This is a genomic window from Zavarzinia sp. CC-PAN008, from assembly GCF_051903925.1.
Lineage (GTDB): Bacteria > Pseudomonadota > Alphaproteobacteria > Zavarziniales > Zavarziniaceae.
The window spans coordinates 313,137-332,758 of the sequence record NZ_CP173678.1 but is presented as its reverse complement, the minus strand read 5'-3'; the positions used below and the strand labels follow the sequence as shown (position 1 = coordinate 332,758).

The following is a 19,622-nucleotide window of genomic DNA, read 5'->3' as shown; positions in this document are numbered from 1 at the left end:
AGCCGTGCGGGCCAGATTAGAAGCCATTATGACTTCTACGCGACGCACCCGCCCGGAACAAGCCGGGCGAGTCGTCCAGGCCTATTGTGCGGCCTTTGACGCAGCGCCGGCATCGCCGATCAGGGCGAGCACTTCGGGCGCGATGTTCTCTGTGCCCTTTTCCTGGGCGTGCTGGGCGATGCGGCTGCCGACCGCCTGCACCGTCTCGGCGACGAAGGCGGTGCGGTTGTCGCGCGACCATTCGAGCGACGCCTTGCGATTGACGTTCAGCTCCTGGAAGCGCGGGAAGACATAGCGCGCCATCAGCTCATAGGACTTCTTCGTGTTGTCGAAGTCGGCCCAGTTGTGGCCCAGCTGCAGGAACGCGCCGAACCCACCGGACTGTTCCTGCAGGCGCTCGATCTGGGCGATGGCATCGTCCGGCGTGCCGACCACGGCCAGGCCGCTATCGACCAGCGCATCGACCGCATCGCCCTCCATCGGGGCCAGCGGCAGGGCCGCCACCTCGGCGAAGTAGTAGATCCACTTCTCAAGCCCGAAGCGCACGTTCTCGCGGGCCTTCTCGCGGGTCTCGGCGATGTGGACGGGGCCGACCAGGCGCCAGCCGCCGCGGTCGACCGTCTGGCCACTGGCCCTTGCCATCTCCTCGCAGATCGCCCAGTTGGACGCGAGCGCGTTGAAGCCGCCGGTCGAGGTCGCCCCGATCGACAACAGGCCGGCGCCATGACGCCCCGCGGCGCGTGCGCCGGTGGGCGACACCTGGCTGGCCACCGCGATCTCGACGCCCGGACGGGTAAAGGGCGTCATCTGCAACTGGGCTTCGTTCAGGGTGAACCAGTCGGTCTTCTTCGTGACCTTCTCGCCGCGCAGCAGGGGCACCAGGACGTCCAGCGCCTCGTCCATCATGTCGCGCTGCTTGGTCACCGTGATGCCCATCATGTGGGCGTCGGAGGGCAGCGCGCCGGGGCCGACGCCGAACATGACGCGGCCGCGCGTGATGTGGTCCAGCTGGTTGATGCGGTCGGCCAGCATAAGCGGGTGGTGATAGGGCAGGGACGACACGCCGGTGCCCAGGCGGATGTGCTTCGTCCGCTCGGCCGCGGTCGCGATGAACAGTTCGGGGCTGGCGATGATCTCGTAGCCGGCGGAATGGTGCTCGCCGATCCACGCCTCGTCATAGCCCAGCTTGTCCATCCACTGGACCAGTTCCAGGTCCCGCTCGATCGCCAGGGTGGGGTTCTCGTCGATCGGATGGAACGGTGCGATGAACGCGCCGAAGCGCAGCTTGGTCCCGGCCATGGGTCAACCTTCCTGGATGGTGCGCGGCACCCGGGCCATACCGGGCGCTTCTGTTCTGGGTCGAGACGTGCGGATCAGTAGGGCGAGGCGCCGTTGACGCGGCCGAAGCCGCCCGCCTTGAAGCCCATGAGCTCCAGCATCGTCTCGCTGGCATATTGCCGGACGGACGGGTTCAGCGACAGGTACCAGTTCTCCTGCGGCAGGTAGATCGGCAGGGTGTACCAGGCAAAGGCGCCGGCCCGGCTGGTGTTCGTGCTGGTGTTGATGCCGGTCTGGTGCCAGACGCGGCCCTCCATCACGATCAGGGTACCCGCCGGGGCCTCCATCGGGATGACGGGCGTGCGGCCCTCGCTCTCCAGCGGCGCGCGGTTCAGGCGGTGGCTGCCGGGCACGATGGAGGTGGCCCCGTTCTCGGCCGTGAAGTCGTCCAGGCACCAGGCGCAGTTGATGCCCTGGATGCGGCCCCAGGGCTCCGGCATGTAGCCCTGGTCGGCATGCATCACCATCGTGCCGCCGCCGGGATTGGTGATGTTGCCCGAGATGTTGGAGAGCAGGGCGGGCCAGCCGAGCAGCGCCTTCACGAAGTGCAGGGCGATGGGGTGCTCCGCCATCTCGACGAAGACGGGATCGCGGCTGGGCAGGTTCCAGACGCGCTGGTTGATGCCGTCCTCGACCTCGTCCGGGAACTTCTCCTCCGACTTGCGGCGGCGGTCGTCGGCGGCTGCGCGGTAGATGGCGACGCGGGCGCGGGCCAGCATCTCGGGGTCCAGGGCATCCGCGACCATGCAGACGCCGAACTCGGCGATGTCGCGCAGGGCCTGGTCCAGGTCGCGCGTCGGCCGGGGCAGGGCCAGGCTGCCTTGGGCGCCCAGGTCGTCAGGCATGCGCGGTCTCCAGTCGCTCGTCGTCGCGTTGGTAGAGATGGTCCAGGCCGCTGGTCACATTGGCGCCAAAGCCCAGCATGGCGCGGAGCCTGGGGCTGCAATCGGCCAGCAGGGCGCGCGTCGCCGTCTGTTGCCAGTTCCATTGCGGCCGGATGAACGGCCGGACGTAATAGGCGAACAGGCCGATGCGGGTCTGGTCGGCGCTGGTGTTGGGCCCGGTCTGGTGCCACACGCGCCCGTCCATCGCGAAGATCGAGCCCGCCTTGCAGGTCAGCGGCACCGTCTCGTACGTCGACTCGAAATCGGGGCCGTGGTCCTTGTGGACGGAGTCGGGAACGAAGCGCGTGGCGCCGTTCTCGACCGTGAAATCGTCGATCGCCCAGGCGATGTTGATGGCAAAGGCATAAGGCGGCCAGGGGGCGGGGATGTAGCCCTGGTCCGCGTGCATGCCCATGGCGCCCGAACCCGGCGCCGTGACATTGGCCGAGAAATTGGAGAGGAGAACATCCTCGCCCAGCAGATGGTGGGTCAACTCAAGGGCGGCGGGATGTTCCACCAGGTCGCGAAAGACGCGATCCTTGCCCACCAGGTCGAAGACCCGGGTATTGCGCGTATCGGGATCGAAGACGAAACCGTTGAGCGGCGTGCCCACCTGTCGGTCGCGGTCGATGCCGCGGGCCAGCGCGTCCTTTACGCGGGCGATGGCGGCGGCATCCAGGACGTTCTCCAGGATACTGATGCCGTGCCGGGAAAGCTGGCCTTTGGCCTGCTCAACCGACACGGCGCGCGGCACGGACTCCGCAAGGCTCAAGTGACGTCTCCTCCTTATCGGCTGCCGTCGAGGGCAACCGTTCGGCTTCATTGGCCGTTGTTATTTTTATAACGTGTTATAGGCAGTTTGCGGAGGATGGGTCAACACTCTCTGTCGAATCGGAATCAGAATTTTCGCGCGGGCCCGGCGCGTCCGGGTCGCCGTGCCGGGGATAGGCCCGGCACAGGCGCGCCTGGAAGTCGCGCAGCAGCTGGCGCAGCCGGGCCTCGGCCAGGGGCGACGCGGCGGCGCCCAGGGTCAGCGCAAAACCATAGCCGATCTCGGACTCGAAGCGCTCCGCACTGAAATCGGCCAGGATCCAGTTCTGGACGACCCCGCCAAAGATCAGGGCCAGCAGGCGCGACAGGGGCTTTGGCTCGACCTCGGCGCGGATCAGGCCGGCGCGCTGGGCGTCGCGCACCAGTTCCAGCCAGAAGTTCTGCCGCGGCGAGACATAGCCCAGGCGCAGTTCGGGCGCATGCGGATCGAATACCGCCTTGTACAGCGCGCGATAGAAGCTGGGCTCGGAATAGAAGATGGCGCGGGTCAGGATGATGACGTCGAACAGGCGGTCCAGCGCGTCGCCGGCAGGCCGGCCCTGGACAAGTGCGCGGAAGCGGTTCAGGTCCGCCTCGCCCAGCGCCATCATCACCGCGTGCTTGGATCCGAACAGGTTGTAGGGGGTGGCCAAGCTGACCCCAGCCTTGGCCGCCAGGGTGCGCATGGTGAACCCGGTGTCGCCCGTCTCGTGCACCAGGGCGCGCGCGGCATCCACGATCTGGCGCCGCCGCAGCGCCATGCTCTGCGCCCGCCGGCCCAGGTCGGCGCCCGCTTCGTCCTCGTCGTCGGGCCGCATGGCGCGGTCGGTCCCGCGCCTCAGGGCGTCACGATGGGGAAGCGGCGGTCGAACGTGTCGAGCAGTCCGAACAGGGCCGCGACCTTGGCCGGGTCGCCGTCGATCGCGACGTCGCCATTGGCCAGCAGTTCGGGCATCTTCGCCTGCCCGGTCAGGACCTTGTCGAACGTGGCGCGGGACAGGCGGATGGTGGCATCCGCGCCGTCCTGCTGGCGCTCGGGCCAATGGTGCAGGACGCCGTTCTCCAGCACCATGAGATAGGTCTTGGCGGGATCGCGGAATTCCCAGTTCAGCATGAGCCGCGTGTCCGCGGCCTTGGGCCCGTTCAGGCGCACCGCCATCAGGTCGAAGACCATGTCGACGGGCATGGCCTGGAGCACGTCGGCCGAGCCGGAATTGGCCCCGACGCGCTCGGGAATGCCATCACGCAGCTCCATGGCGCCGGTCAGGTAGAAGTCGCGCCAGGGACCGGATTCCGCCTGGTAGCCCAGCTGCTCCAAAGCATCCGCCTGAAGGTCGCGCGCCGCCTTGTTGTCGGGCTCGGCAAAGACGACCTTGTTCACAAGCTCCGCCACCCAGCGATAGTCGCCGGCGTCATAGGCTTCGCGCGCCTTGGCCAGGACGGCGTCAGCGCCGCCCATCAGGGCGACATAGCGCTTGGCCGTCTCGCTGCGCGGCAGGGGGTTCAGGTTGGCGGGATTGCCGTCGAACCAGCCCAGATAGCGCTGGAACACCGCCTTCACATTGTGGCTGACGGTGCCGTAATAGCCGCGATTGTACCATTCACGGGCAAGGGCATCGGGCAGGCGGACCTGTTCGGCGATCTCGTCCGGCCCCAGGCCCTGGTTGGCCAGGCGCAGCGTCTGGTCGTGGATATAGCGATAGGCGTCGCGCTGCTTCGCCATCAGGCCGACCAGGGCGTCCTTGCCCCAGACCGGCCAGTGATGGCTGCGCAGCATCACGTCCGACTTGTCGCCATAGAGCATGATTGCCTCGTCAACCGAGTCGCTCCAGGCCAGGGCGTCGCGCACCAGGGCACCGCGCAGGGTATAGAGATTGTGCAGCGTGGCGGTCGTCGTCTCTGCCATCAGCAGCGCCCGGCTGCCGGGCAGGTAGATGTTGAATTCGGACGGCGCCTCGGTGTTCTGGGCCATCTGGAACTGGAACTCGATCCCGTCCAGGGTGACCGACTCGCCCGTCTGGCTGATCAGCCGCGTCGGCACGGCCAGGCCCACGCGCCCCGTGGAGACGCCCTTGCCCAGGCCGGTATCGACATGGCCGCGAATGTCGGGCGGCAGCAGCGCGCCGTACATGTAGGCGGCCCTGCGACCCATGGCGTTGCCGGCCAGCACGTTCTCGCTGACCGCGTGTTCCAGGAAACCTTCCGGCGCCACGACGGGGATGCCGCCGGCCGCCTCCTCGCGCGTGATGACGCCCCAGATGCCGCCATAATGGTCGGCATGGCTGTGCGTGAAGATCACGGCCGTGATCGGCTTGGCCCCCCGCTTCTCGAACAGCAGGTCGCGCGCCGCGCGCGCCGTCTCGGCTGACAGCAGCGGGTCGATCACCACATAGCCGGTATCACCCTCGATGAAGGTGATGTTGGAAATGTCGAAGCCGCGCACCTGGTAGATGCGCGGTGCCACCTCGAACAGGCCATGGATGGCGTTGAGCTGGGCCTGGCGCCACAGGCTGGGATTGACCGAGGCGGGTGCGGGCACCCCCTCCGCCTGGGCGGCATGGGGGCGCATGTCCCAGACGACGCGCCCGTCCTCCGCCTTGATGACCGGCTCCGGCAGGGTCGCGATGAAGCCGCGGCGCGCGTCGGCGAAGTCGCGTGCGTCGGCAGGGTCCAGGCCCTCCAGGCCGGCAGCGTTGGCGGTGCTGGTGGCCGCCGTCGCCGGCTTGCCGTGCTCGGGCTCCATGACGGGCGGCGGCGCCGCAGCGACCGCCGGCGGGGCCGCGTCCGCCGATGCCGGCGGCGCTGCGGTGGTGTCGCCGGGGGCCGCGGGCGGCTCTGCGGCTGGCGCCGCCTCACTCGCGCCTGCGTCCGGGGCCGCGGCGTCGGGAACTGCAGCCTCAGGGCCTGCTGCCTCAGGGCCCGCTGCCTCAGGCGCCGCGGCACCGTCCTGTGGCGTGGGTGCGGCCTCCGTCGCCTGGGCGGCGGCCGGGGCCGTTCCATAGGTCAGGGCCAATGCCAGCAGCAGGGCCGCGTTCCGCATCCGCATGGACGTCATCCTTCCTCAACCCCTGCCGGTTCCGCAGTCCGGTTCTCTGTTCTGGCTCAGCCTGCCGACCGCGGCACTCAGCGGCCGACGTAGCGGCCGTCGCGCTTCTCGAAGAAGGCGTCGATCGCCTCGCGGTGATCTTCCGTGGTGTGGGCGATCGCCTGCATCGCGGCCGAGGCATCCTGCACCTGGTCGAACGTCGCCTCGTCCGCCTGGCGCAAAAGGCGCTTGGTCATGCGCAGCACGTCGGGCGGCATGGTCGCGATCTTCTCCGCCAGCTTGCGCGCCTCGGCCATCAACTGGTCGTCGGCGACAACGCGGGAGGCAAGGCCCCATTCGACCGCCGTCTTCGCGTCCAGCATGTCGCCGGTGAAGAACAGCTCCGCCGCGCGGCTGCGGCCGACGACGCGGGGCAGCAGCCACGAGCCGCCATCGCCCGGCACCAGGCCCAGCTTCAGGAAGGGGACCGAGAACTTGGCCGATTCGCCGGCGATGCGGATGTCGCACAGGCAGGCCAGGTCGCAGCCCTGTCCGACCGCCGGGCCGTTGACGGCGGCAATCGTCGGCACCGTCACGTCGTAGAGTGTGCGGGCCAGGCGCTGGACCGTCCGCTTGTAGTTCTCGCGGATCTGGCCCACGCCGCCGCCGAACATGCCGACCTTGTCGCGCATGTCCTTGACGTTGCCACCGGCGGCAAAGGCCTTGCCCGCACCGGTCAGGATCATCACGCGCACGTCGCGGTTCAGGCTGACTTGCGTCAGGCGCTCGACGAACAGGTCGATGTCGGCCAGCTCGCCCAGCGCATTGCGCGCCTCGGGCCGGTTCATCGTCACCAGGGCGACCGGCCCCGCAATCTCGACCAGAACGGCATCAGCCATGGGTGTCTCCTTCCATCCGCGCACCCTTTTAGCGGCCCTGCTGGCTGTCATGCCAGCGCCGGAGTGCAAGGCGGCTGAGAAGTGCGGTCGCGGCGAAGATCACGATGCCCAGTGCGGCGATCAGGAACAGGGCCGCGAACATGCGCGGAATGTTCAGGCGGTAGCCCGCCTCAAGGATGCGATAGGCAAGGCCGGACGACGTGCCAACGGTGCCCGCCGCGAATTCCGCGACCACCGCGCCGATCAGGGCAAGGCCGCCGGCGATGCGCACCCCGCTGAGGAAATAGGGCAGGGCGGACGGCAGGCGCAGCAGGAACAGCGTCTGCCACCGGCGGGCCTTGTACAGGCGGAACAGGTCCAGCAGACCCCGGTCCGTGGCCGACAGGCCGAACGCCGTGTTGGACAGGACGGGGAAGAACGCGACGATCCAGGCGCACAGCAGCAGGGCGGCCAGGGGGTCGGGCACATAGATCAGGATCAGGGGCGCGATCGCGACGATGGGCGTGACCTGCAGCACGATCGCGTAAGGGTACAGGCTGAGCTCGATCCAGCGCGCGCTGGCGAACAGCAGGGCCAGCACAAGCCCCCCCACCGTGGCCAGGGCCAGCGCCATCAGCGTCACCCGCAAGGTGACGAGGAGCGAGGGCCAGAGCAGGCCCCAGTCCTTGATCAGCGCTTGCGCGATGGCCGACGGTGCGGGCAGGACATAGGCCGGCACGGCATTGAGCCGGACATAGCCCTCCCACAGGCCCAGCGTGATCAGGCCGATCAGGACGGGCGCGGCGATCGCCAGGAACCGCTGGCCGCTCATGCCGCCATCGCCGCGGCCAGTTGCGCAGAGGCGGTGCGGCACAGCGCGGCATAGTCGGCGGAGGTGCGGAACGCCTCGTCCCGCGTCCCGCCCGGCAGGTCCAGAACGGCGGCGACGCGGCCCGGCCGGCTGGTGAAGGTGACGATGCGCGTCGACAGGTAGACCGACTCGAAGACGCTGTGGGTGACGAAGAGCACGGTCAGGCCCCGCGCCTGCCACAGGCGCCGCAGGTCGTCGTTGAGGCGGAAGCGCGTGATCTCGTCCAGCGCGGCAAAGGGCTCGTCCAGCAGAAGGACGCGCGCATCGGTCACCAGGGCACGGGCCAGGGAGACGCGCATCCGCATGCCGCCCGACAGCTCGCGCGGAACCGCCGTCTCGAAGCCCGCAAGGCCGACCTGGGCGATGGCCTCTTCAGCGCGGCGGGTGCGCTCGGCCCGCGGCACGCCCTGCAGGCGAAGCGGCAGCGCGACATTGGCGACGACGTTCGCCCAGGGCATCAGCGTCGCCTCCTGGAAGACGAAGCCCAGGGGCCGGGGCGCCGGGTGCCAGGCGATGCGGCCCGCCGTGGGCCGGTCCAGTCCGGCGATCAGGCGCAGCACGGTCGACTTGCCGCAGCCCGATGGGCCCAGCAGGCTCAGGAACTCGCCCTCGCCGATGGTGAGGTCCAGGCCGTCGAGCGCCAGCGTGCCCTGGTCATAGCGCCGGCCAAGGCCGGTCAGCGTGACGAGCGGATTGGCCAAGGGGGCTACTTCACCCCCACGCCCTTGTTGACGAACTCGGTCGTGTAATACGGCTTCCAGTCCAGGTCGGCCGGATAGATGCCGGACTTCAGGGCCGCCTCCACGAACGATGCCCAGCGCGCATCGCTCATGGCGCCGATCCCCTGGGTCAATGCGTCGCCCGATTCGACGATGCCGTTGTCGATCATCGCCTGGCGCGACAGGGCCAGCAGTTCGTCGGTCATATCGGGGTTCTCGGCCTTGATCAGGGCATTGGCGGCGGCCGGATCGTCATGCAGGTAGCTTTTCCAGCCCAGGGCCGAGGCATCGACGAAGCGCTGCACCAGGTCGCGATTGGCCTCCATGTAGTCGCGCCGCACCTCGATCGTGGTCGAGTAGGTGTCGAAGCCATTGTCGGCGAGCAGGAAGACGACGGGCTCCACGCCCGCCTGGCGGATGACGAAGGGCTCGCTGGTGACATAGCCCTGCATGGCGGAGGTGATGTCGGCCAGGAAGGGGGCCGGATTGTAGGTATAGGGCTTCACCTGGGCGTCGGTGAACCCGTAGCGGACCTTAAGCCATTGCCAATAGCTCAGCTGGCCGGCGCTGCCGACGAAGATCGGCCGGCCCTTCAGGTCGGCCAGGGTATTGATGCCCTGCCCCGGATGGGCGATCAGGACCTGCGGGTCCTTCTGGAAGATCGCGGCGACCGCGACGACCGGCACGCCGTTCGACGCATAGTTCAGCGCATCATAGCCGTTGCCGCCCATGTTGAAGTCGATGCGGCCGGCGGCGATCAGCTGCGGATGGTTCACCTGTGGCCCGCCCTGGCGGATCGTCACCTTCAGCCCGTATTTCTCGTACAGACCGGTCGCAACGGCCTGGTAGAAGCCGCCATGCTCGGCCTGGGCCTTCCAGTTCGTGCCGAACGTCACTTCGTCCAGGGCGTGCGCAGGCGCATGGCCCAGGCCCAGCAATGCCAGGGCCGCGAGCGCCCCCTTCATCCAGGATCGCCGTGCCGTCACCGTCATTCCGCACTCCCCCAGGCGTCTGCCCCGATCATCAGGCCAAGAGCTTAAGGCGCTGGCCCCGTGGCGCAACCGGGGAGGTTGGGCGGATGGCCCGCCGCGATACGGCAGGGCCGAAAGTGTGACCGACATGCTAGGCTGCCCCGCCAATCCGTGATTGGGTGCCAACGCCGGCCCGGCGCAACGGGCCGCGCCCAAGACCGTCCCAGAGGGAGTAGACGATGCCTGGCCGTACCCGTTCTTGGCTCCACGCGGCGCCCGTGCTGACCGTCCTGGCGGCATCGCCGGTACTGGCCCAGGCGCCGGCCCCGGCGCTGACGACCGAGACGATCAGGACCGAGGTGCAGAAGTACCTGGACGTGCTGGACGCCGCCGACATGGGCAGCGACAAGGTCGACCTGGTCGGCAAGCTGGAAGTCACCCAGGAAGACAGCACCTTCAAGGTCCGCCTGCCCGAGATCGTGGTGACCACCAGTGGCATGCCCACGACTTTCCCGCCGGCGACGATCACCTTCCGCCGCATCGGTCCGGAGCAGGTCGACTTCAACGTAGACCTGCCCAATCCGATCACGGTGGGGACCAAGGATGCGCCCATGCTGAGCATCGCGGTCGGCAAGCAGTCCTTTTCCGGGATCTGGAATCCCGCGGTCGAGACCTGGCCGAAGCTGGACATGCTGATGTCCGACATCGTCATCAGCAGCCCGATGATGCCGACCCCGGTCAAGATCCGCGAGGCGTTCACCCGCTGCGACATCAAGGAAGTGCCGACCGACGACTGGGGCGGCAATTGCGATGCCGGGATCCGCGGCCTGGACTTCAAGGAACCCGAAAGCGGCATGTCGGTCGCGATCGGCAACCTTTATTGGGACCTGGCGATCGAGCACTATCGCCTGCGCAAGTTCTATGAACTGGCCGCCGCCGCCGGGATGACGGTCACCCATCCCGACTACCTGAAGAGCCTGACGGGAGAGATCGAGCCCGACCCGGCAAAGATGCTGCCCATGGCGCGGGCCCTGCCCGACCTGCTGGGCGGCATGTCGTACAAGTTCGGGGTGGAGGACGTGAAGGTCAGCCTGGCCCCGGTCGGCCCGCCGGTGTTCGAGGTGAAGTCGGGCAGCGCCCTCATCCGCATCGCGGGCGGCGAGAACCAGACCGAGATGACGACCAGCGTCGCCTTCGATGGCCTGGCCCTGCGCGAGACGGGAGATGAATTCCCGCCGGAACTGATCCCCGACCGCTTCAAGGCGACGGTGACGCTCGACCGCGTGCCGGCCGCCGCCCTGTGGACCGCCGCCATGGACATGGCCCAGGGCCTGATCCCGGGCCAGGCTGTGGTGCCGGGCACCGCCGTGCCGCTGCCCGATGCCGTGCCGGCGCCCGAGGTGCCCGTCGCGGTGCCCGAACCGGCCCCCGTGCCGCGCGGCGAGATGCCGGAAGGCGAGGTGGTCGAGAAGCCCAGCGACGACATCGACAGCGGCAACCCGAAGGAGGCCGACGGCGCGCTGACCCAGTCCGAGGTTGCGGCGGCGCTCGATGAACTGCCCCAGCCGATCGCCGACCTGGTGCGCCAGGCGCGGCCCCGCGTGAAGGTCGACGCCTTCGAGATCGCGGCGGCCGGTGCCGCCCTGTCGGGCACGGGCGAGATCACCCTGAACCCGCAGACGGAAAAGGCAGGTCCCGGCCAGTTCAGCCTGCGCATGGACGACATGGGCGGCCTGATGAGCCGTCTGAGCGCCATGATCGAGAACGAGGACGACGCCAAGGGCCTGCTGGCGCTGGCGCTGATCCGCGGCTTTGGCGATCCGGCGGGCAGCGACGGCAAGAGCCAGGTGATCAACTTCACGGTGGACGAGGCCGGCCTGGTCAAGGCCAATGGCGTCGACCTGAGCAAGCTGATCGAACTGATGGACTGACGCGGCTAGACTGCGTCGCGGGCCGGCATCCGGGGGTGCCGGCCCACGCCTGCCAGGGGGCAGGCCCAGGATGCAGGCAGGGGGGGAGCCGGTTGAGCGAGGCTGAGATCCGCCAGGCGGTCGATGCCGGCCTGACGGCCGAACTCTACCGCATGAGCCGGCCCGGCCGTTGGTACCCCACGATCATCTTCGGCCTGATCTGGGTGGCGTTGTGGTCGCGCACCCCGTGGTACGTCCCGACCCTGGTCCTGGGTCTTCAGGTCGTCGGCACGCTGCTGATGGACTGGAACCACTATGCCTGGCGCAGTGATCCCTGGCGCGATGCCCGGGCGCGGGCCTGGGCCTGGCGCTATGCCGCGCTGTCGATCGTCACGGGCCTGTCCTGGGGACTGACGGGCGCCCTGTGGATCCCGCTGGTCTCGGCCCCGGAACAGCTGGTCTTCGCCGTGCTGCTGACCGGGGTCAGCGGCCTTGCCATCTTCGTCCGCTGCGCGCATCGGCCGACGCTTGCTTTGTTCCTGGCTGCCACGATCGTGCCCTACCTCGTGGCACTGGCCCAGACTGGCAGCGGCCTCAACCAGGCGGTGGCGGCGGGCGGGCTGCTCTATGGCCTGGCGCTGCCCTTCTTCGCCGAGGGCAATCGCCGCCACCTGGTGGCGCAATTGCGGCTGGAGGTCGAGAACCGTGCCCTGGCCGACCAGATGGCCCGGGCCAGGGCGGGCGCCCTGGCCGCGCGCCAGTTGGCGGACGAGGCGCGCGCCGATGCGGAAAGGGCCGGGACGCTGCGCGCGATGACGACGATCCGCGATGTGCGTGCCCTGATCGCCGACAGCGCACCCGCCTTCTTCGGGCTGGTGTCGGACCCCGCCAATGCGGCCCGCATCCGTGCCGCCCTGGCCGACGTGGACGACGCCCTGGCACTGCGTTCAGGCACCATCCGGCCGGATCCGCAGCCCTTTGCCCTTGACCCCCTGTTGCGGGAGGTGGCGCAGGCGGTGCGGGCGATCGGCGCGGCGCGCGGTCATCCCGTCCTGGTCGATGTGCAGGGCCGGCTGCCCGCCCAGCTCGTGGCTGACCGCCGCCTGCTGCTGCGCGTCCTGGTCGGCCTGGGGGAGGAGGCGGCGGCAGCGGCGGAAGGAGAAATCCAGATGGCCTTCGCCGTGCATGTCCGCGGCCATGTGGGCGAACTCGAAGTGACCTTCTCGGGCGCCGGCGTCGGCTTCCTGACGCCAGGGCTGGAGGGGCCCGAGAGCGGCCTCTCCCCGCTGCGGCGGGCCGTGACGCGCGACCTGCTGGCCCAGATGAACGGCCGCCGCGCCGTGCTGCCCGGTACGCCGTCCGCCTTGCGCTTCACCTTCCTGGCGCCGCTGGGCGACTAGGGCCTATTCCCGGTCGACGATGTTCCAGGCGCGCGTCAATGCGGTGCCGTCCGGCGCGCTCTCGCTGGCCTGCCAGGTATCGCCACTCCCGACGTTGGCGGCCAGCAGCGCGCCCTCGCGCCAAGGGTGCGTTGAGCGCAGGATCCGCCAGCCGTCGGCGATGCGGCCCCAGGCGATCTCCGCGTCGAACAGGGAGCGCGCCGCCTCCAGGTCCGCGGTTGCCGCCAGCAGGGCGGCCAGATCCTCCGCCGGCGGCAGTGCCGCCCGTCGCCCGCGCGCATAGATGAAGTGGTCCGCCGCGCGCACCAGCACGCCGCGCCGGCCGTCCACGGGATCGACCAGGTCCAGCGACAGCAGGCCGTCGCCGGGGGCCGTCTCGCGCACCCAAACCTCGCGATAGTCGCGCAGGGTTCCGTCCTCGATCAGGTCGGCACCCTGCCAGGACAGGCGACCAATGTCGGGCGTACCGTTGTCCGGCTGCCAGTCGATCGGCCGGTGCCAGGTGCAGATGTCACCCTCCACCCCGCTGCGGCCGGCAAAGCCGCGAAAGCCGGCCAGCACCGCCAGATCGGCGCGGTCCAGGCTGGCCAGGCCGCCACCGCCGAGGGCCGGGCTTTCGGGGGGCACGCGGATGTCGGCAAAGAGCGCCACGCCCTGCAGCCAGTACACCAGCGTGGTGGTGTCGCCGCTGCCGTCCGGAAACGCGATCGAGGCCCGGCGCCACAGGCCGCGCACATCAAAGGCGGGGGTGTCGCTCATACCGTCACCGGCTTGTCGCCGGTCAGGCCCTGCTTCGCCTCCTGCCCGAAGGAGGACAGGCCCAGCGCCCCGTCCGGCATGGCCAGCCGGCCTTCCGCCACGCGCTGGCGCAGGTAGGTGAAGGTCTGCGCCGTCTGGGCCAACAGGTGGTGCCCGGCGACGATGGTCGGGTAGCGTGGCGGCGTGTCGGCCGTGAACTGGGGCAGGGGTTCGACCTTCGCCTCGTAGTCGCAGGCAAAGAACAGGGGGAAGGAATAGCGTTCCTCCCGCACCTTGCGCACGCGGTGGGAGGTGGCGACCATGGCGCCGTTCGTCAGTGCCTCCAGCATGTCGCCGATATTGAGGACGATGGCGCCCGGAATGGGGGGCGCGTCGATCCAGGTGCCGGCATCGTTCAGCACCTCCAGCCCCGGCGTCGTCGCGAACAGCAGGGTGAACATCTCGTAGTCGGTATGGGCACCGATGCCGGGCCGGTCGACCGCTTCCGGCTGGGGCGGATAATGGATCAGGCGCAACTGGCTGGTCGGCTTGGTCACCAGATGGTCGAAGGCGTGCTCGTGCATGCCCAGGCCCAGCGCGAAACCGCGCAGGATGCGCATGCCCAGCGCCATCGCCGCCTCGTAATAGGTGCTGACCGTGTCCCCGAAGCCGGGCAGGGGCGGCCACTGGTTCGGCCCCAGGAAGGGATTGCCGGCGACATAGTCGGGATCGTCCGCCGGCAGCTCGCGCGAGGTGTCGAAGGCCTCCTTCGCGTCCTGGGTGCCGCCGTAGAAGCCTTCCTCCCCCTCGGGCACATAGCCGCGATGGTTGGTCGAATTGCCGATATAGAGCGCCATCTTCTGCTCGCGCGGCAGCGCGAACAGGGCCTTGGCGCAGGCCAGCAGGCCGTCCATAGCCGGCTGGGGGATGCCGTGCCCCGTGACGTAGAGGAAGCCGACATCGGTCGCGGCCTTGACCAGCCCCGCGGCGGCGACCTTCCGCTGCGCCAGGTCAGGGGAGGCAAGGCCGCCGACGTCGACGACGGGGACTGTGGTGAAATCGCGGCTCATGGTCAGCACCCTCCGCGGCGGAGCGGGACACCGGACGTCCTGTCTGTGCCCCGCCGCCAAGGCTTGCAATGCGGAGTTCTCAAAGCATGGTTGGGCGGGTTCAGGCCGGCGCCTTGCCCTGGAACAGGTTGCGGCGGGCCTCCTCGTCCATCTGGGCCCCTTTGGGCCGCATGTCGCGCCCGACCGCCAGGCCCCGCTGCAGGGCATCGCGGGCCCGAAGCTCCGCATACCAGCGGCGGATCGCCGGATAGTCGTCCAGGCTCAGGCCCTGTGCCTTGTGCGTCATGATCCAGGGAAAGATGGCGATGTCGGCGATCGAGTATTCCCCCGCCACGCAGGCGCCCGTGCGCGCCAGCTGCGCGTCCAGCACGCCGTACAGGCGCCGCACTTCCTGGCCATAGCGCTCGATCGCATACGGGATCTTCTCGGCGGCATAGAGCAGGAAGTGGCCATTCTGGCCCGCCATCGGCCCCAGTCCCCCCATCTGCCACATCAGCCATTGCAGCACGGCATAGCGCGCGGCGCCGTCAGCGGGCAGCAGGCGGCCCGTCTTCTCGGCCAAGTAGATCAGCATCGCGCCGGTCTCGAACACCGCGACGGGCGCGCCGCCGCCGGCCGGAGCGTGGTCGACCAGCGCCGGTATCCGGTTGTTGGGGCTGATCGCCAGGAAGTCCGGCGCGAACTGCTCGCCCCGCCCGATGTTCACCAGTCTGACCTGGTAGGGCAGGCCCAGTTCCTCCAGCGCTATCGAGATCTTCCAGCCGTTGGGCGTGGGCCAGTAGTACAGGTCGATCATGCCGCATCCTCCCGCCGTCATCCTTGCCATTGACCCTGGGCGCCGGCGCCGCGCCCCTCGACAGGCGGGGGCGGTGCGGGCACCAATGCGCCCCGGACAATGGAGTGCGGCATGACATTAGCGCCGAAGCTGGCCCTGGCGATCGATCTGGATGGCACTTTGCTGGCGGGGGAGGACATCCCGCCCGAGAACGTGCGCGCGTTGCGGGCCGCCCGCGATGCCGGATGGGCCGTCATCATCGCGACCGCGCGCTGGCGCCAGATGGCCAGCCGCGTCGCCGAGGCGATCGGGATCGAGGGCCTGGCCATCGCCTGCTCCGGCGCCCAGGTTTGGGATCCGCGCAAGGGCGACATCCTGGACGAGCGCCTGCCCGCCGACTTCGTGGCCGAGCTCTATGCGCTGTGCGATGCGGAGCGCTGCGTCGCGACTATGCCGGTCAGCGAGCGGGTCTGGGTCAAGGCGGACCGTCCCATCGACTGGTCGCGCGTCTCCCCGGAAGTGGCACAGATCGAGCGCCTCAGCGGCAGCGACGGCGGCCTGCCCCGCGTCGCCCTGGTCCAGGGGACGGACGCGGTCAACCGCATCCGGACGGAACTTGCGCCACGCTTCGGCCACGCCGTGCAGTTCTACGACTCGATTGGCCCGTCGGGGCGCATCATCCTGACCATGACTTCTGCCCGCGCCGACAAGGGGGAGGCGGTGCGCATCGCCTGCGGCGAACTGGGCCTGGACCTCGCCCAGTGCGTTGCCTTTGGCGATGCGGAGAACGACGTAACCATGTTCCGCGTGGCCGGCCGGTCGGTGGCGATGGGCCAGGCGGTGGACGCGGTGAAGCAGGCGGCGACCCACGTCACGGGCACGAACCGCGAGGCGGGCGTCGCCCAGGCCATCGACCGGCTGCTGCGCACGGGCGAGCTCTAGCGCAGCCCGCTTGACGCGTGACGGGTTGGGCGATTAAATCGCACACACTTTAATTTCGGTGGGAGGCACCCATGGCGAACGTTGGCGACAAGGCACCCGACATCACGCTGAAGCTGCACGACGGCTCGTCCGTCCGCCTGTCCTCGTTCCAGGGGCGGCAGGCGGTCGTGCTGTTCTTCTATCCGAAGGACAACACCTCGGTCTGCACGGCCGAGGTGTGCGCGTTCCGCGATGCGTTCGAGGACTTCTCGTCCGCCGGGGCCGCCGTGATCGGCATCAGCTCGGATGGCCAGGACTCGCACCGCGGCTTCGCCGACAAGCACCGCCTGCCCTTCCTGTTGGCCAGCGACACCGACAAGGCGGCGCGCAAGGCCTTTGGCGTGCCCAACACCATGCTGCTGTTCCCGGGGCGCGTGACCTATGTGATCGACAAGCAGGGCACCGTCCGGCACGTCTTCAACGCCATGATGGAGTCCCAGGGCCATGTCGACGAGGCGCTGCGCATCGTGAAGTCGTTGAACTAGGTAACGGCTCGTTTACCATGGGGGTCGATCCTGCTGCAATGGACCAGGATCCCGACAGGCCAGTCCCCCCGGTGCCGCCACGCCGCGCGATGGCGGCCGCCGTCACCTATGACCCGGCGGTCGACACGGCGCCACGCGTCACGGCGGTCGGCCGGGGCGCCGCGGCAGAGGAGATCCTGCGCATCGCCTTCGCCAACGGCGTGAAGGTGCGCGAGGATGCCGACCTGGCCGAGATGCTGGGGGCCCTCGACGTCGATTGCCCCATTCCGCTGGAGGCGTTCTGGGCCGTGGCCGAGATCCTCTCCTATGTCTATCAGGCCAATGATCGGCTGAAGGCGCCCTTCGTCCCGCCGGCCCGGACCTGACGGCCGGCACGTCCCCCGCGCTTGGCGCCATGCCGTGTGCGTGCGAGGCTGGCCGCGGCGCGGGCGTGAAGCGTGGATGGGGGTGTCGGGCACATGGACTGGGAGATCTACGTCCAGGCGGGGGCTGCATTGGCGGCGGTCCTGCTGCTCCTGCTTGCGCTGTCCTTCCTCTTTCGCAAGACGCAGCCCGGCATGGTCGCCCGCGGCAAGTCGCGCCGCCTGCAGCTGGTCGAGGTGCTGGCCCTGGACCCGCAGCGGCGCCTGGTCCTGCTCCGCCGTGACAATGCCGAACACCTGGTCCTGACCGGCCCGCAGGGCGACGTGGTGGTGGAAGCCGGCATCGCCGTCGCCACCCCACAGGCCGCGCCGCTGGAGCGCGATGTCCCGGTGGCGCGGCGCGAGGTTCGGCCGGTGCCGCGCGCGGAGCCCCGGGTGGAGCCACGCGTCGAACCCCGGGCCGAGGCGCGGCTGGAGCCGCGCCTGGACCGACCGGACAGAAGCGAGGGCTGATCCGGGATGAGCGTGTTCGCGCTGCGGCGCCATCGCGCGGCGCCTTGGGCCTTAATGCTGGCCCTGGCCCTGGTCGGCACGGGGGTGCTGCTCGCCTGGCCGGCGGCGGCGCAACAGCTCAACCTGGACCTGGGGGCGGGGGAGGACGGCGGCACGCTGACGGGGCGCGTCGTCCAGCTTGTGCTGCTGATCACGGTGCTGAGCCTGGCGCCGTCGCTTCTGGTCGTCGTCACCTCGTTCACGCGCATCATCGTCGTGCTCTCGCTGCTGCGCACTGCAATCGGCGCAGCCCAGACGCCGCCCAACACCATCCTGATCGGGCTGGCCCTGTTCCTGACCGCGTTCATCATGACGCCCACCTTCCAGCGTGCCTATGACGAGGGCGTGGCCCCGCTGATGGCGGGGGAACTGGAGGAGACGGAGGCGATCGCCCGCGCGGCGCAGCCCTTCCGCGACTTCATGCTGCGGCAGGTGCGGGAGGAGGACCTGGCCCTGTTCTTAAACCTGTCCCAGACTCCGGTGCCGGAACAGCCCCAGGCGACGCCGTACCAGGTCCTGGTCCCTGCCTTCATGATCAGCGAACTGCGCCGCGCCTTCGAAATCGGGTTCCTGCTGTTCGTGCCGTTCCTGGTGATCGACCTGGTGGTGGCGTCGATCCTGATGGGCATGGGCATGATGATGCTGCCGCCCATCTCGATCTCGCTGCCGTTCAAGCTGATCTTCTTCGTGCTGGTCGATGGCTGGGGACTGGTGGCGGGCAGCCTGGTGCGCAGTTTCGGGAGCTGACGCCGCGGTCGTGCCGCGGGCCGGCACAAGGGGACCAGGTCGGCAGCGGACCGTGCGACCAAGCGGCTGTTGCGACTGAGTTGCAAATGGGGTAGAGCACCCTGGCGGGCATGGTCGCGTGCCCTGCAACAGGAAGGTTGGGCGCGTGCGAAAGGCTTTGGCATCCCTGGTCCTGTGCGCCGTTCTGGGCGCACCGTTCGCTGCCGTGGCGCAGACCGCACCGGCGGCGCCCGCGCCCCCGGCGGTTGCCGCGCCCCCGGATGCAGCACAGCAGGGTGCCGCGCCGACGGGCGAGACGATGGTGCCGACGGCGGTCGCGCCGGGCGACGGGGGCGTGGTCGCGCTGGACCCGGCGACCGGGGCGCCCGTGGGCGCCGCCAGCCCGACCGTGACCAGCCTGGACGACAGGCCAAAGCCGCACGACCTGTCGGCCTGGGGCATGTTCATGGGCGCCGACATCATCGTGAAGACGGTGATGGTGATGCTGGCGCTGGCGTCGATCGCCACCTGGACGGTCTGGATCGCCAAGGGCGTCGAGATGTCCCGCGCCCGGGCCCGCGTGCGGGAGGGCCGCAAGCTGCTGGCCAGCGCACGCACATTGAAGGATGCCGCCGGCCGCATCGAGGACGTGCCGGGTCCGGTCGCCCGTCTGGTGCGCGAAGCCAAGGCGGAACTCGACCTGTCGGCGGACGCGGTCTGGCCCGAAGGGATCAAGGAGCGCGTCGCCTCGCGCCTGGACCGGGTGGAGCACGAGGCGTCGCGCCATGTGCGCGGCGGCATGGGGATGCTGGCAACGATCGGCGCGATCGGCCCCTTTGTCGGCCTGTTTGGTACCGTGTGGGGCATCATGAACAGCTTCATCGGCATCGCCGAGGCGAACACGACCAACCTGGCCGTGGTGGCGCCCGGCATCGCGGAGGCACTGCTGGCGACCGCCCTGGGCCTGGTCGCGGCGATCCCGGCGGTGATCTGCTACAATGTCTTTGCCCGGACCATCGCCAACTATCGCGCGCTGGTCGCCGATGCCGCGCACGAGGTGCTGCGCATGGTGGGGCGCGACCTGGACCGTGCCGCGGCCAGCCCACAGCTGAAGGCGGCGGAATAGC

20 protein-coding genes are annotated in these 19,622 nt (G+C 69.4%); 8 read left to right on the top strand and 12 right to left on the bottom strand.

What is annotated here, in order from left to right; all coding sequences use genetic code 11:
* Positions 1-81: 81 nt before the first annotated feature.
* The 9 genes from ACI6GS_RS01685 to ACI6GS_RS01645 all read right to left on the bottom strand — a co-directional run bounded on the left by ACI6GS_RS01685 (position 82) and on the right by ACI6GS_RS01645 (position 9,517).
* A complete protein-coding gene (locus tag ACI6GS_RS01685) occupies positions 82-1,299 on the bottom strand; it encodes an LLM class flavin-dependent oxidoreductase (protein ID WP_439816039.1) in 1,218 nt (405 codons plus the stop codon).
* Between the two features lie 74 nt (positions 1,300-1,373).
* The gene (locus ACI6GS_RS01680; RefSeq protein ID WP_439816038.1) at positions 1,374-2,183 is read right to left on the bottom strand and encodes a phytanoyl-CoA dioxygenase family protein; all 810 of its coding nucleotides are present in this window, start codon (positions 2,181-2,183) and stop codon (positions 1,374-1,376) included.
* On the bottom strand, positions 2,176-2,994 hold the full coding sequence (locus tag ACI6GS_RS01675; protein WP_439816037.1) for a phytanoyl-CoA dioxygenase family protein: 819 nt from the start codon (positions 2,992-2,994) through the stop codon (positions 2,176-2,178). The genes ACI6GS_RS01680 and ACI6GS_RS01675 overlap by 8 nt, the downstream gene beginning before the upstream one ends.
* Before the next feature lie 76 nt (positions 2,995-3,070).
* Positions 3,071-3,850 carry a TetR/AcrR family transcriptional regulator gene (locus ACI6GS_RS01670; RefSeq protein ID WP_439816036.1) on the bottom strand — a complete coding sequence of 260 codons (780 nt, stop codon included), beginning with the start codon at positions 3,848-3,850 and terminating at the stop codon, positions 3,071-3,073.
* A 20-nt stretch (positions 3,851-3,870) separates the two neighbouring features.
* Complete coding sequence (locus ACI6GS_RS01665) at positions 3,871-6,078, bottom strand: alkyl/aryl-sulfatase (RefSeq protein WP_439816035.1); 2,208 nt, start codon at positions 6,076-6,078, stop codon at positions 3,871-3,873.
* Between the two features lie 77 nt (positions 6,079-6,155).
* Positions 6,156-6,956, bottom strand: coding sequence for a crotonase/enoyl-CoA hydratase family protein (locus tag ACI6GS_RS01660; RefSeq protein ID WP_439816034.1), 801 nt, complete (start codon positions 6,954-6,956; stop codon positions 6,156-6,158).
* Between the two features lie 28 nt (positions 6,957-6,984).
* Positions 6,985-7,767 (bottom strand): ABC transporter permease, encoded by a 783-nt coding sequence (locus ACI6GS_RS01655; RefSeq protein ID WP_439816033.1) that lies wholly within the window; start codon positions 7,765-7,767, stop codon positions 6,985-6,987.
* Complete coding sequence (locus ACI6GS_RS01650) at positions 7,764-8,507, bottom strand: ABC transporter ATP-binding protein (protein ID WP_439816032.1); 744 nt, start codon at positions 8,505-8,507, stop codon at positions 7,764-7,766. The genes ACI6GS_RS01655 and ACI6GS_RS01650 overlap by 4 nt, the downstream gene beginning before the upstream one ends.
* A 5-nt stretch (positions 8,508-8,512) precedes the next feature.
* Positions 8,513-9,517 (bottom strand): ABC transporter substrate-binding protein, encoded by a 1,005-nt coding sequence (locus ACI6GS_RS01645; protein ID WP_439816031.1) that lies wholly within the window; start codon positions 9,515-9,517, stop codon positions 8,513-8,515.
* A gap of 218 nt (positions 9,518-9,735) precedes the next feature.
* Here ACI6GS_RS01645 and ACI6GS_RS01640 point away from each other — a divergent pair, with 218 nt between their 5' ends.
* Together ACI6GS_RS01640 and ACI6GS_RS01635 are read left to right on the top strand one after the other, a co-directional pair.
* A complete protein-coding gene (locus ACI6GS_RS01640; protein WP_439816030.1) occupies positions 9,736-11,427 on the top strand; it encodes a hypothetical protein in 1,692 nt (563 codons plus the stop codon).
* Positions 11,428-11,519: 92 nt separating this feature from the next.
* The gene (locus ACI6GS_RS01635; RefSeq protein WP_439816029.1) at positions 11,520-12,806 is read left to right on the top strand and encodes a hypothetical protein; all 1,287 of its coding nucleotides are present in this window, start codon (positions 11,520-11,522) and stop codon (positions 12,804-12,806) included.
* 3 nt (positions 12,807-12,809) lie between these two features.
* On the opposite strand, the gene ACI6GS_RS01630 is transcribed toward ACI6GS_RS01635, so the two are convergent.
* The 3 genes from ACI6GS_RS01630 to ACI6GS_RS01620 all read right to left on the bottom strand — a co-directional run bounded on the left by ACI6GS_RS01630 (position 12,810) and on the right by ACI6GS_RS01620 (position 15,410).
* Positions 12,810-13,565: a hypothetical protein gene (locus ACI6GS_RS01630; protein WP_439816028.1), complete on the bottom strand. Its 756-nt coding sequence runs from the start codon at positions 13,563-13,565 to the stop codon at positions 12,810-12,812.
* Positions 13,562-14,614 (bottom strand): isopenicillin N synthase family dioxygenase, encoded by a 1,053-nt coding sequence (locus ACI6GS_RS01625; RefSeq protein ID WP_439816027.1) that lies wholly within the window; start codon positions 14,612-14,614, stop codon positions 13,562-13,564. The genes ACI6GS_RS01630 and ACI6GS_RS01625 overlap by 4 nt, the downstream gene beginning before the upstream one ends.
* A 100-nt stretch (positions 14,615-14,714) precedes the next feature.
* A complete protein-coding gene (locus tag ACI6GS_RS01620; RefSeq protein ID WP_439816026.1) occupies positions 14,715-15,410 on the bottom strand; it encodes a glutathione S-transferase N-terminal domain-containing protein in 696 nt (231 codons plus the stop codon).
* Positions 15,411-15,521: 111 nt separating this feature from the next.
* Here ACI6GS_RS01620 and ACI6GS_RS01615 point away from each other — a divergent pair, with 111 nt between their 5' ends.
* The 6 genes from ACI6GS_RS01615 to exbB all read left to right on the top strand — a co-directional run bounded on the left by ACI6GS_RS01615 (position 15,522) and on the right by exbB (position 19,621).
* Positions 15,522-16,331, top strand: coding sequence for an HAD-IIB family hydrolase (locus ACI6GS_RS01615; protein WP_439816025.1), 810 nt, complete (start codon positions 15,522-15,524; stop codon positions 16,329-16,331).
* Between the two features lie 71 nt (positions 16,332-16,402).
* Entirely contained in the window at positions 16,403-16,855 is a 453-nt protein-coding gene (locus tag ACI6GS_RS01610) for a peroxiredoxin (RefSeq protein ID WP_439816024.1), read from the top strand.
* Positions 16,856-16,893: 38 nt separating this feature from the next.
* Positions 16,894-17,220: an EscU/YscU/HrcU family type III secretion system export apparatus switch protein gene (locus ACI6GS_RS01605; RefSeq protein ID WP_439816023.1), complete on the top strand. Its 327-nt coding sequence runs from the start codon at positions 16,894-16,896 to the stop codon at positions 17,218-17,220.
* A 93-nt stretch (positions 17,221-17,313) separates the two neighbouring features.
* Positions 17,314-17,730 (top strand): hypothetical protein, encoded by a 417-nt coding sequence (locus tag ACI6GS_RS01600; protein WP_439816022.1) that lies wholly within the window; start codon positions 17,314-17,316, stop codon positions 17,728-17,730.
* Between the two features lie 6 nt (positions 17,731-17,736).
* Positions 17,737-18,516, top strand: coding sequence for a flagellar type III secretion system pore protein FliP (fliP, locus tag ACI6GS_RS01595; protein ID WP_439816021.1), 780 nt, complete (start codon positions 17,737-17,739; stop codon positions 18,514-18,516).
* A gap of 145 nt (positions 18,517-18,661) precedes the next feature.
* Complete coding sequence (gene exbB, locus ACI6GS_RS01590; RefSeq protein ID WP_439816020.1) at positions 18,662-19,621, top strand: tonB-system energizer ExbB; 960 nt, start codon at positions 18,662-18,664, stop codon at positions 19,619-19,621.
* Position 19,622 lies beyond the last annotated feature (1 nt).